Here is a 12678-nt window from a genome sequence, read left to right as displayed (position 1 = left end):
CCCGCATAGTAAAGGAAAATACCTTGTTTGCCCTGAAAACCCTGCGCCGCGAGACCGGCGCTCCCGCACTTCCCGCCCTGCGGCTGATTGCCGCCGCCGCCCTCGCGCTGACCCTGGCGGCTTGTTCCAAGCCTGCCGTCAAAGTGGAAGACGTGCGCCCCGTGCGCGCGATCGTATTGTCTAGCAGTAATGTTGACGTGAGTGCCGAGCTGTCGGGCGAGGTCGTGCCCCGTGTCGTATCGCAGCTGGGCTTCCGCGTGGGCGGCAAGATCGTCGCGCGCAAGGTGGACGTGGGCGCCAGCGTCAGGAAGGGGCAAGTGCTGATGCAGCTCGACCCTGCCGACTTGCAGCTGTCGCAGGCGCAGGCCAAGGCTTCGCTCGTCAGCGCGGAAACGAGCCGCGACCTGGCGCGCGCGGAACTCAAGCGCTACCAGGATTTGCGCGAGAAAAATTTCGTCAGCCAGGCCGTGCTCGACGGCAAGGACGCCACCTACAAGGCGGCGCAGGCGAACGTGGAAGCGGCCCAGGCCCTGTACCGTGGCCAGGCGAACCAGTCCGGCTATGCCAGCTTGCTGGCCGACGTCGATGGCGTCGTCACGCGCATCGAGGCCGAAGTGGGGCAGGTGGTGGCGCCCGGCGCGCCCGTCGTGCAAGTGGCGAAGAGCGGCGAGAAGGAAGTCGTGATCGGCATTCCTGAAGACAAGGTCGAGACCTTGCGCGGCGTCAAGGATGTCGTGGTGCGCCTGTGGGCCGACCCGAAGCAGGGCTTGCCGGGCAAGATACGCGAAGTGTCGCCCGTGGCCGATGCCGCCACGCGCACCTATATCGCCAAGGTCAGCATCCCGGACGCGCCGCAGGCGCGCCTGGGCATGACGGCCGTGGTGCAGTTCGCCTCGCAGACGGCCACGCCGCAGATCAAGGTACCGCTGACGGCCCTGTTCAATGAGAAATCGCAAAGTTCCGTGTGGGTGGTGGAAAACGGCGCCGTGAAGCTGGTGCCGGTGACGGTGGGCGGCGTGGCGGGCAATGAGCTGCTGCTGACTTCGGGCGTGAAAGCGGGCCAGACCGTGGTCACGGCCGGCGTCAACCTGCTCAAGCCGGGCCAGAAAGTGACCATCCTCGGCGCCGAACTGGCCAGCAAGCCAGCCGCCGGTGCCGCCGCCGTCAGCGTGGGTGCGGTCAAATGAAGGGCGGCTTCAATCTGTCGCGCTGGGCGCTCGAACACATCCCGCTGACGCGTTACTTGATGGCTGTGCTGCTGATCGGCGGCATGCTCAGCTATGCCAGCCTGGGCCAGGATGAAGATCCTCCGTTTACTTTCCGCGCCATGGTGCTGCAAGCGTACTGGCCTGGCGCCACGGCTTTGCAGATGGCCGAGCAGGTGACGGACAAGCTGGAAAAGAAACTGCAGGAAACGCCGTACATCGACGAAATCACCAGCTATTCGAAGCCGGGCGAAACCCTGATCCTGCTGGAGCTGCGCGAATCGGCGCCGCCCAAGGAAACGGCGGCCGCCTGGTACCAGGTGCGCAAGAAGATCGGCGATATCAAGGGCTCCTTGCCGGCCGGCGTCGTGGGGCCATTCTTCAATGACGAGTTCGGCGACACGTATGGCTCCATCTTCGCCCTGTCCGGCGACGGTTTTACCTACGCGGAGATGAAGGATTACGCGGACAAGGTGCGCCAGGAATTGCTGGCCGTGGGGCAGGTATCGAAGGTGGAACTGTTCGGCGTGCAAGATGAAAAGATCAATATCATCTTTTCTCACAAGAAATTTGCCCAGCTGGGCATTCCATTCGACGCCATCGTGCAGCAATTGTCCGAGCAAAACAGCATCAACGCCACGGGCGTGCTGGTAACGCCGACGGATAATCTGCAAGTGCGCGTGACGGGCGCCATGCTGACCGTCAAGGACCTGGAAAACCTGGAACTGCGCGCCAACGGCACCACCTTCCGCCTCGGTGATTTTGCCACCGTGAAACGTGAACTCATCGATCCACCCAAGGACAAGATGCGTTTCAACGGCAAGGAAGTGATCGGCCTGGGCGTGTCGATGGAAAAGGGCGGCAATATCATCGACATGGGTAAGGCCTTGCAGGCAACGGTCGCGCGCATGAAGAGCGAGTTGCCGGTCGGCATAGAACTGCAGCGCGTGTCGAACCAGCCGGAAGCCGTGTCCGCCTCCGTGGGCGAGTTCGTGCATACCCTGGTCGAAGCGATTCTGATCGTGCTGGCCGTCAGCTTTGTCGCGCTGGGCTTGCACACGAAACCGCTGCGCATCGACGTGCGTCCGGGTCTGGTGGTGGCGCTGACCATCCCGCTGGTGCTGGCCGTCACCTTCCTGTTCATGCGCCTGCTCGACATCGACTTGCACAAGATTTCGCTGGGCGCCCTGATCATCGCGCTGGGATTGCTGGTCGATGACGCCATCATTGCCGTCGAGATGATGGTGCGCAAGATGGAAGAGGGTATGTCGCGCTTCGACGCGGCCACCTTCGCCTATACGTCGACGGCCATACCCATGCTGACGGGTACCCTGATCACGGTGGCGGGCTTTTTGCCCATCGGCCTGGCCAAGTCGGCCGCCGGCGAATACACGTTCTCCTTGTTCTCCGTCAATGCGCTGGCCCTGATCATCTCGTGGGTGGTGGCCGTCGTCTTCACGCCCTACATCGGCTATGTCTTGCTGAAAGTCAAACCGCACGCGCACAACGACCATGAATTGTTCGATACGCCGAACTTCCGCCGCTTCCGCCGCGCCGTCACCTGGTGCGTGGAATGGCGCAAGACGACGATTGCCGCCACCCTGGCCATCTTTGCGCTGGGCATCTACGGCTTTAACTTTATTGAAAAGCAATTCTTCCCCGATTCCAGCCGTCCCGAACTGATGGTGGAACTGTGGTCGCCCGAAGGCACGACCTTTGCCGCGAATGAAAAGCAGGTGAAGAAATTCGAAGCCTTCGTGGGCAAGCTCGACGGCGTGGAAAGCGTCACCAGCTATGTCGGCACGGGCAGCCCCCGTTTCTACTTGCCGCTGGATCAGATTTTCCCGCAGACCAACGTGTCGCAAGTGGTGGTCTTGCCGAAGAGCCTGGCCGACCGCGAACGCTTGCGCCAGCAAATCGTCGATGTCTTCAAGAAAGATTTCCCGGAAGTGCGGGGCCGCGTCAAACTGTTGCCGAATGGACCGCCCGTGCCGTATCCCGTGCAATTTCGCGTCACGGGACCGGAAGTGGCCGGTGTGCGCGCCATCGCCGACCAGGTCAAGGACATCATGCGCGCCAATCCGAACACCCTGGGCGTGAACGACAACTGGAATGAATCGGTGAAAGTATTGCGCCTGGACCTGGACCAGGACAAGATGCGCGCGCTGGGCGTCACGTCGAAAACGGTGATGCAGGCGGCCAATACGATCCTGTCGGGCACGGTCATCGGCCAGTTCCGCGAAGACAATAAGCTGATCGATATCCAGGTGCGCCAGCCGCTGGAAGAGCGGGCGACGATTTCCGTGTTGAATGACACGAATATTCCGACGGCGACGGGCAAGTCCGTGCCCATCTCGCAGCTGGCCCGCGCGCATTTCGTGTGGGAACCGGGTGTCGTCTGGCGCGACAAGCGTGAATGGGCCATTACGGTGCAGTCGGACGTGATCGACGGCATCCAGGGCGCTACCGTGTCGACGCAGCTGGCGCCGCAGCTGGACGCCTTGCGGGCCAAGTTGCCGGCCGGCTACCGCATCAATGTGAAGGGCGTGGCGGCCGACAGCGGCGAAGCGGAAGCGTCGATTTCGGCGAACTTGCCGCTGGCTATCTTCATCATCTTCACCTTGCTGATGCTGCAGCTGCACAGTTTCTCGCGTTCCCTGCTGGTCTTCCTGACGGGGCCGCTGGGCGTGGCGGGCGCCGCGTTTGCCTTGCTGCTGCTGCACCGTCCGCTGGGCTTCGTGGCCAACCTGGGCGTCATCGCGCTGTTCGGCATGATCATCCGCAACTCGGTGATCCTTGTCGACCAGATCGAGCAAGACATCCGCGATGGCTCGGCTCCATGGGATGCCATCATCGACTCGGCCGTGCGCCGCTGCCGTCCCATCGTGCTGACGGCCGCAGCCGCCGCGCTGGCCATGATCCCATTGTCGCGCTCCGTGTTCTGGGGCCCGATGGCGGTCGCCATCATGGGCGGCCTGATCCTGGCGACGGCCTTGACTCTGCTGTTCCTGCCGGCCCTGTATGCGGCCTGGTTCCGGGTCAAGAAGCCGGCGCCGGCGACCGCAAAAGAAGGCTAGCAGCCAGCGCCAGGGCATAGGCAAAAAAAGGCGGCATTCCTCTGGGAAATCCAGTAGAATGCCGCCTTTGCTTTGCCGAGGGCTTGCTCGTTGAGTCTGCGGTAGCCAGATCGCTCCCGAGTTGTTAAAATCAGGGAGGCGCAGACGACAGTCTGCGCGCCGGCAGTCTGTTGCTGGAAGTGAAAAAATGCGGATGTGGTGGAATTGGTAGACACGCTGGTCTTAGAAGCCAGTGCTTCGGCTTGGGAGTTCGAGTCTCCCCATCCGCACCAATCCGGGTTGTTCCAGCCCGGACGTGCAGCACCATCAAGTTGTTCTTCAGCCTCGTGCAGGCATCTTCCTGTTTTTCTTCCCGTTCTTCCCGTGTTTTCGTCATGGGATGCGTCTTCCATCGCGCTATTTTTCGTCCGGCACGGCAGGATAGGGCGGGGTATGGGCGGCGATTTACCTGAAAAATGGCCAAATTGAGATAAATCAAAGGTTTTTTGCCCGAAATCTTCGCTATGAGCGCATTTCTTTGTTTCGGACGGGGCGCCAGTTCGCATATACTAATGAACGAAGCAGGCTGGAAAGCCTGTCTCTGGCGAAACAAAGAATGCCGGGGCAAGAGTAAAGACAGGGCACCCCCAGGCTGTGGCGACTCGTTCGCCGCCGCTGGTATCCTCTGTGGCCGGGCTGCAAAGCCAGCCACTTTCCCGAAGTCCTTTGTTATAATGCCACGCTTTACCGAATGATGGCCGGCCCTGCATTTACTTAGAAGCAAGGCTGGACGCTCGGAGCCCTGTCGCAGTACTGGAAGCGGCGGATTGTTTGGTGCCTGGTGCGGGTTTTCCCTCAGCCGGGTAGACCAGGTCCATTGTCCTGTTTGCAGTACTTTTACAGATGATATATGCGAGCGAGTGAAGCTGGACCCATGTCTTGCCGCCAGTGATGGCGCAAGGGGTCGGGTCTTCTTTTCTCGCACCAACAGTGTTTATTTTTTGGACGATTTTTTACATGGCAACTGCAGTCGAAACCTTGGGCAAACTCGAACGTCGTATCACGATCTCCTTCCCGCTGACGGACGTCCGCACGGAAGTTGAGAAGCGCCTGAAAGTGCAAGCCCGTACGGCTAAGGCACCGGGCTTCCGTCCGGGCAAAGTGCCGTTGAAAATGGTCGCAGCACAATACGGCTACCAAATTGAATCCGAAGTGCTGAATGACAAAGTCGGCCGCGCGTTCAACGACGCCGCCAACGAAAACAATCTGCGCGTGGCCGGTTTCCCGAACATCGTGCCGAAAGAAGAAGCAGCCGAAGGCCAGCTGGCTTTCGACGCAACGTTCGAAGTGTATCCGGAAGTCGCCATCGGCGACCTGACGGCCGTTGAAATCGAAACCGTGCAAGCCGACGTGTCGGAAGCCGAGATCGACAAGACCATCGACATCCTGCGCAAGCAGCGCGTGCACTTCCACACCAAGGGCGAAGCTGGCGAACACGGCGACGGCGGTGAGCCGATCGCTGCCAACGGCGACCGCGTGACCGTCGACTTCGTCGGCTCGATCGACGGCGTTGAATTCCCGGGCGGCAAAGCTGAAGGCTACGCTTTCGTGCTGGGCGAAGGCCGCATGCTGCCAGAATTCGAAGCAGCAACCCTGGGCCTGAAAGTGGGCGAGTCGAAGACTTTCCCATTGTCGTTCCCTGATGACTACCACGGCAAGGACGTAGCCGGCAAAACCGCTTCGTTCACCATTACCCTGCAAAAGCTGGAATGGGCGCACCTGCCGGAAGTCGATGCTGAATTCGCCAAATCGCTGGGCGTTGCCGATGGCGACCTGGCCAAAATGCGCGAAGACATCAAAGTCAACCTGCAGCGCGAAGTCGCTGGCCGCGTGAAAGCACGCAACAAGGAAGCCGTCATGGACGCGCTGATCAAAGTTGCTGAGCTGGAAGTGCCAAAAACGCTGATCGCTCAGGATTCCGAGCGCCTGGCTGAAATGACCCGCCAGGACATGGCGCAGCGCGGCATGAACGTCAAGGACGTGCCTTTCCCAGCAGAACTGTTCGCAGACAAAGCCGAGCGTCGCGTACGCCTGGGCCTGATCCTGTCGCAACTGGTGGGTGACAACAAGCTGCAGGCTACGCCTGAGCAAGTCAAGGCGCAAATCGAAGATTTCGCCCAAAGCTACGAAGATCCACGCGAAGTGCTGAAGTACTACTACAGCGACCGTCGTCGTCTGGGTGAGATCGAAGCCCTTGTATTGGAAGAAAACGTCGTCACTTACGTGTTGGGCCTGTCGAAAGTCACGACGAAAGCAGTTGCTTTCGACGAACTGATGGGAAGCAACGCACAAGCGTAAACCAGTTGGTATTGGGATGCCATGATCGCTTTTAACACCTGATAAAACCGTAGCGAGCGGATGGGAGTTGTGGCTGAGAAGCGGAGCTGTGCGAATGCACAGTGAGCATCGGAGGCCGCAAATCGCGACGCGCAGTAGGTTTTGTCAGGTGTTCCAAGGTGGTGGTAGCATCCCCTAACTGCTTCACAAGGAAATGAAATGACAGGTATGAACCGTAACCCAGCGCTGGACACAGAGATGCTCGGCCTGGTGCCGATGGTGGTGGAACAAAGCGGTCGCGGCGAGCGCTCGTATGATATTTACTCGCGCTTGCTGAAGGAACGCTTGATTTTCATGGTCGGCCCGGTCAATGACCAGATGGCCAACCTGGTTGTCGCCCAGCTGCTGTTCCTGGAAAGCGAAAATCCGGAAAAGGAAATCTCGCTCTACATCAACTCGCCAGGTGGTTCGGTCTCGGCCGGCATGGCCATCTACGACACCATGCAGTTCATCAAGCCGGACGTCTCGACCCTGTGCACGGGCATGGCTGCTTCGATGGGCGCTTTCCTGCTGGCCGCTGGCGCCAAGGGCAAGCGTTTCTCGCTGCCGAACTCGCGCATCATGATTCACCAGCCGTCCGGTGGTTCGCAAGGCATGGCGTCCGACATCGAGATCCAGGCGAAGGAAATCCTTTACCTGCGCACCCGCTTGAACGGCATCATGGCCGAGCGCACGGGCCAGACGATCGAACAGATCGCCAAGGACACCGACCGCGACCGTTTCATGTCCGCCGACGAGGCCGTTGAGTATGGTTTGATCGACAAAGTGTTGACCAGCCGCGCTTGATGAGCCCCTACCGGTATTGCTAAGTACGTAAGTAAACGCCCGGGCGCTCAAACGTTCGGGCGTTTCGCTTTTATTTCGGGTAGCATGGAGCTTGTGCACGTTGTTGACTTGCGCCATGGGGAGTTGCCTTAACGGGCGGCAACCATCATCCGGCTTGCGATTTTGCAATATTGTTAATGCAGTTCCAACCAAAATGCCTTATGTCAGACAAAAAATCCTCTAGCGGCGAAAAATTACTGTATTGCTCGTTCTGCGGCAAAAGCCAGCACGAGGTGAAGAAACTCATCGCCGGCCCGTCCGTATTCATTTGCGACGAGTGCATCGACCTGTGCAACGACATCATCCGTGATGAAACGTCGAGCATCGAGACGGTGACCGGTACCAAATCCGACCTGCCGACGCCGCAAGAAATTGCCGCCTTGCTCGATCAGTACGTGATCGGCCAGCAGACTGCCAAGCGCATCCTGTCGGTGGCGGTGTACAACCATTACAAGCGCCTCAAGCACCTGGGCAAGAAAGACGACATCGAACTGGCCAAGAGCAACATCTTGCTGGTCGGTCCTACCGGCTCGGGCAAGACCCTGCTGGCACAGACCCTGGCGCGCATGCTCAACGTGCCGTTCGTGATCGCCGACGCCACCACCCTGACCGAAGCCGGCTACGTGGGTGAAGACGTGGAAAACATCATCCAGAAGCTGCTGCAAAGCTGCAACTATGACGTCGAGAAAGCCCAGCGCGGCATCGTCTATATCGATGAAATCGACAAGATTTCGCGCAAGTCCGACAATCCGTCCATCACGCGCGACGTGTCGGGCGAGGGCGTGCAGCAAGCCTTGCTGAAACTCATCGAAGGCACGATGGCTTCCGTACCGCCACAAGGCGGCCGCAAGCATCCGAACCAGGATTTCGTGCAGATCGACACGACCAACATCATGTTCATCTGCGGCGGCGCCTTCGACGGCCTGTCGAAAGTGATCGCCAACCGTTCCGAAAAGAGCGGCATCGGCTTCTCGGCCACGGTGCGCAGCAAGTCGCAAAGCTCGGCCAGCGAACTGATGCTGCAAGCGGAGCCGGAAGACCTGGTGAAATTCGGCCTGATCCCGGAACTGGTGGGCCGCCTGCCCGTCATCGCCACCCTGGCGGAATTGACGGAAGAGGCGCTGATCCAGATCCTCGTCGAGCCGAAGAATGCGCTGATCAAGCAGTATTCGAAGCTGCTCGAGATGGAAGGCGCGGAACTGGAGATTCGTCCGGCCGCCCTGCATGCGATCGCCAAGAAAGCGCTGGCGCGCAAGACCGGTGCCCGTGGCCTGCGTTCCATCCTGGAACATGCTTTGCTGGACGTCATGTACGAACTGCCGAGCGAACAAAATGTGGTGAAGGTCGTCATCGACGAAAATACCATCACCAGCGGCGCCAAACCTTTGTTGATTTATCAAGAGACTGCCAAAGCCTCCGGAGAAAATTGAAAACTGCCGAGACAAATGCATAAAAAGGGTTTTGATTCCTTAATGCATGGCAGTACAATTTAAATCAATGAGTGCAGGCTTCAATCGGAAAGCCACTCGCGGCGCTTAGCTGCGCGTGGCTTTTTTACTGTGAAAACTGCATTTATTACCGTCATGCGGGTGTGTTTTGCGAAATAAACAGAAAAATGTTTGTTTCACAGAATTATTTATTCTCGCCGGTCTTGTGTTTTGGCAGCGAGCGCCAACATCGTAAACACGCTTTCTATAAGGTACGCCATGACAACTTCCAAATTAACTGAGCAAACTCAACTGCCGTTATTGCCGTTGCGGGATGTCGTCGTTTTCCCGCATATGGTGATACCGCTGTTCGTTGGCCGTCCAAAGTCGATCAAGGCGCTGGAAGCTGCGATGGAGCAGGGCAAGAGCATCATGCTTGCCGCTCAAAAAGCAGCCGCGAAGGACGAGCCGTCTCCTTCGGATATCTATGAAATTGGCTGCGTTGCCAATATTCTGCAAATGCTGAAGCTGCCCGATGGCACCGTCAAGGTGCTGGTCGAAGGCGCGCAGCGTGCCCGTATCAACCACATCAGCGATGCGCCGACGCACTTCATCGCCGACCTGACGCCGCTCGAGTCCGAGCCGGGCGACGAGTCGGAAGTCGAAGCCATGCGCCGCGCGATCGTGCAGCAGTTCGACCAGTACGTCAAACTCAACAAAAAAATCCCGCCGGAAATCCTCGCTTCCCTGTCGGGCATCGACGATGCCGGCCGCCTGGCCGACACGGTGGCCGCGCACCTGCCGCTGAAACTTGAGCAAAAACAAGTCATCCTGGAAATTTTCAGCGTGGCCAAGCGCCTCGAGCACCTGCTGGGCCAGCTCGAAGGCGAACTCGACATTCTGCAGGTGGAAAAGCGCATCCGCGGCCGCGTGAAGCGCCAGATGGAAAAATCGCAGCGCGAGTACTACCTGAACGAACAGGTCAAGGCGATCCAGAAAGAACTGGGCGAGGGCGAAGATGGCGCCGACCTCGACGAGCTGGAGAAAAAAGTCGCGTCGGCCAAAATGCCGAAGGAAGCGCTCGACAAGGCTACCAACGAGTTGAAAAAACTCAAGCTGATGTCGCCGATGTCGGCCGAAGCCACCGTCGTGCGCAACTACATCGACACCCTGGTCAACTTGCCGTGGAAAAAGAAATCCAAGGTCAATAACGACCTGGCGAACGCTGAAAAAGTGCTCGAGGGCGACCACTACGGCCTCGACAAGGTCAAGGAACGCATCCTGGAATACCTCGCGGTGCAACAGCGCGTCGACAAGCTCAAGGCGCCTATCCTGTGCTTCGTCGGTCCTCCGGGCGTGGGCAAGACCTCGCTGGGCCAGTCCATCGCCCGCGCAACGAACCGCAAGTTCGTGCGCATGGCCCTGGGCGGCGTGCGCGACGAAGCGGAAATCCGCGGCCACCGCCGCACCTACATCGGCTCGATGCCGGGCAAGATCCTGCAATCGCTGTCGAAAGTCGGCGTGCGCAATCCCTTGTTCCTGCTCGATGAAGTCGACAAGATGGGTGCCGATTTCCGTGGCGACCCGTCGTCGGCCCTGCTGGAAGTGCTCGATCCGGAACAGAACCACACGTTCTCCGACCATTACATCGAAGTCGATTTCGACTTGTCCGACGTGATGTTCGTGGCCACGTCGAACTCGTACAACATTCCGCCAGCCTTGCTCGACCGCATGGAAGTGATCCGTCTGTCCGGTTACACGGAAGATGAAAAGACCAGCATCGCGCAGCGTTACCTGCTGCCGAAGCAGATCAAGAACAATGGCTTGAAGGAAGAGGAAATCTCGGTGGCCGAGTCGGCGCTGCGCGACATCATCCGCTACTACACGCGGGAAGCCGGTGTGCGTTCGCTCGAGCGGGAAGTGTCGAAGATCTGCCGCAAGGTGGTCAAGATGCTGCTGCTGAAGAAATCCGACAAGAAAGTCATCGTCAACTCGAAGAACCTGGATAAATTCCTCGGCGTGCGCCGCTATGATTTCGGTGTCGCAGAGAAAGAAAACCAGGTAGGCCAGGTGGTCGGTCTGGCATGGACAGAAGTGGGCGGCGATCTGCTGACCATCGAAGCCGTGTCGATGCCGGGCAAGGGCGGCATCATCCGCACGGGTACCTTGGGCGACGTCATGAAAGAGTCGATCGAGGCAGCCCGCACGGTGGTGCGCAGCCGGGCACAGCGCCTGGGCATCAAGGCGGACGTCTTCGAGAAGAGCGACATCCACATCCACGTGCCGGAAGGCGCGACACCGAAGGACGGTCCTTCGGCTGGCGCGGCCATGACGGTGGCGATGGTGTCGGTCTTCACGGGTATTCCCGTGCGCGCCGACGTGGCGATGACGGGCGAGATCACCTTGCGCGGCGAAGTATTGCCGATCGGGGGCTTGAAGGAAAAGTTGCTGGCGGCCCATCGCGGCGGCATCAAGACGGTCCTGATTCCAGAGCAAAACGTGAAAGACCTGGCCGATATTCCGGACAACGTCAAGAACAAACTGGAGATCGTACCGGTGCGCTGGATCGACAAAGTGCTGGAAATCGCCCTCGAACGCATGCCTGAAGCGTTGGCGGACGTCGCTGCGGTGGAGGCTGTCACGGCCGCCGCGGCCAAGCCTGACGCGGCCGGTGAGGTAGTAAAACACTAACGTTTTACCCCTGTTTTCCCCAAACAAGCGCTTTTAGAGCGCTTGTTTTATATTGAAACGTGAATTGCGCCCCCAAAGCGCTTGACACATATACAGTGTGGCTTGTTTAATACGCCTGCACATTTTTTTCGCCGGACAGCTGTGGTGCCAAAAGTGCCGCAACGATACGGTAAACGTTTTATACCTTTGTAATTGGGGATGCTAGTGAACAAGACTGAATTGATCGACCACATTGCTGAAAAAGCTGACATTTCCAAAGCCGCCGCTGCGCGCGCACTCGACGCTGTTATCGGCGGCGTGACGGAAACTTTGAAAAACAACGACAGCGTGACGCTGGTTGGTTTTGGCACTTTCTCGGTCAGCGAACGCGCTGAGCGTACCGGCCGCAATCCGCGTACCAAAGAAGCGATCACGATCGAAGCAGCAAAAGTTCCAAAATTTAAAGCTGGTAAAGCTTTGAAGGATGCTGTAAACTAACGGACTTCGGTGAGGTGACAATCACCGGAAACATTTGGCGGCGCCTCCGGGTGCCGCGATTTCAGGATCGACGTTCTTGAATGGCGATCCTGGATACAAATGCAAGTAGTACTGTGTATTTTTCGGAGTGGTAGTTCAGTTGGTTAGAATGCCGGCCTGTCACGTCGGAGGTCGCGGGTTCGAGTCCCGTCCGCTCCGCCAAAAAAATACGCTCTTAAGGAGTGGTAGTTCAGTTGGTTAGAATACCGGCCTGTCACGTCGGGGGTCGCGGGTTCGAGTCCCGTCCGCTCCGCCAGAATATAGAAGCCCGCGCTGCTGAATAAGTAGCGCGGGTTTTTCTTTTCCAGCGCCAGATTATCTCGGCGCGCCTGCTTTTTAAAATTCCCGCCTGCCGTGTTGAATAAAAACGCCGGCGTTTAAATCCTCTTTAAGCTGCGTCGGGTTAAATGCCCGAGTCCGGCGCCTTGCCATCCAGGCGGCGCCAGGGCAGGGCGCGCGCCCTGATTTACTCTTGCTATAGCGCTATGGGCATTGTAGAATCAGGAGATAATGGCTTGGGCGTCAGAATCCTGCTTTAGTTCCAGCGCCAAGTTGTTGAAT

General features: G+C 58.6%; 7 protein-coding genes and 3 tRNA genes. All 10 read left to right on the top strand.

From position 1 onward, the window contains the following. The first annotated feature begins 23 nt into the window (after positions 1–23). The 10 genes from NCG91_RS05490 (at position 24) to NCG91_RS05445 (ending at position 12373) form a co-directional block, all read left to right on the top strand. Entirely contained in the window at positions 24–1187 is a 1164-nt protein-coding gene (locus NCG91_RS05490) for an efflux RND transporter periplasmic adaptor subunit (protein ID WP_099664144.1), read from the top strand. Beyond that, positions 1184–4282 (top strand): efflux RND transporter permease subunit, encoded by a 3099-nt coding sequence (locus NCG91_RS05485; protein WP_251348912.1) that lies wholly within the window; start codon positions 1184–1186, stop codon positions 4280–4282. Before NCG91_RS05490 ends, NCG91_RS05485 begins: the two co-directional genes overlap by 4 nt. 189 nt (positions 4283–4471) lie before the next feature. After that, positions 4472–4554: transfer RNA gene (locus NCG91_RS05480), tRNA-Leu, on the top strand. A gap of 724 nt (positions 4555–5278) precedes the next feature. Next, positions 5279–6619: a trigger factor gene (gene tig, locus NCG91_RS05475; protein ID WP_251349226.1), complete on the top strand. Its 1341-nt coding sequence runs from the start codon at positions 5279–5281 to the stop codon at positions 6617–6619. Positions 6620–6826: 207 nt separating this feature from the next. After that, on the top strand, positions 6827–7444 hold the full coding sequence (gene clpP, locus NCG91_RS05470) for an ATP-dependent Clp endopeptidase proteolytic subunit ClpP (RefSeq protein WP_369811567.1): 618 nt from the start codon (positions 6827–6829) through the stop codon (positions 7442–7444). Positions 7445–7644: 200 nt separating this feature from the next. Continuing rightward, positions 7645–8913: an ATP-dependent Clp protease ATP-binding subunit ClpX gene (gene clpX / locus NCG91_RS05465; RefSeq protein WP_010398446.1), complete on the top strand. Its 1269-nt coding sequence runs from the start codon at positions 7645–7647 to the stop codon at positions 8911–8913. 276 nt (positions 8914–9189) lie between these two features. Then, positions 9190–11601 (top strand): endopeptidase La, encoded by a 2412-nt coding sequence (gene lon / locus NCG91_RS05460; protein WP_034787304.1) that lies wholly within the window; start codon positions 9190–9192, stop codon positions 11599–11601. 204 nt (positions 11602–11805) lie between these two features. Continuing rightward, the gene (locus NCG91_RS05455) at positions 11806–12078 is read left to right on the top strand and encodes an HU family DNA-binding protein (RefSeq protein ID WP_010398442.1); all 273 of its coding nucleotides are present in this window, start codon (positions 11806–11808) and stop codon (positions 12076–12078) included. A gap of 124 nt (positions 12079–12202) precedes the next feature. Continuing rightward, a tRNA-Asp gene (locus NCG91_RS05450) sits at positions 12203–12279 on the top strand. A 17-nt stretch (positions 12280–12296) separates the two neighbouring features. Beyond that, positions 12297–12373, top strand: a tRNA-Asp gene (locus tag NCG91_RS05445). Positions 12374–12678 lie beyond the last annotated feature (305 nt).

The organism is Janthinobacterium kumbetense, from assembly GCF_023703445.1.
In the GTDB taxonomy this organism is placed as follows: Bacteria; Pseudomonadota; Gammaproteobacteria; order Burkholderiales; family Burkholderiaceae_D; genus Janthinobacterium; species Janthinobacterium kumbetense.
The sequence above is the reverse complement of the archived record's forward strand: the minus strand, read 5'-3'. Positions and strand labels throughout refer to the sequence as shown.

Bases quoted from the DNA above. Each gene is read 5' to 3' on its own strand.
- NCG91_RS05485 (WP_251348912.1), top strand. From the start codon at position 1,184: ATGAAGGGCGGCTTCAATCTGTCGCGCTGGGCGCTCGAACACATCCCG.
- tig (WP_251349226.1), top strand. From the start codon at position 5,279: ATGGCAACTGCAGTCGAAACCTTGGGCAAACTCGAACGTCGTATCACG.
- clpP (WP_369811567.1), top strand. From the start codon at position 6,827: ATGAACCGTAACCCAGCGCTGGACACAGAGATGCTCGGCCTGGTGCCG.
- clpX (WP_010398446.1), top strand. From the start codon at position 7,645: ATGTCAGACAAAAAATCCTCTAGCGGCGAAAAATTACTGTATTGCTCG.
- lon (WP_034787304.1), top strand. From the start codon at position 9,190: ATGACAACTTCCAAATTAACTGAGCAAACTCAACTGCCGTTATTGCCG.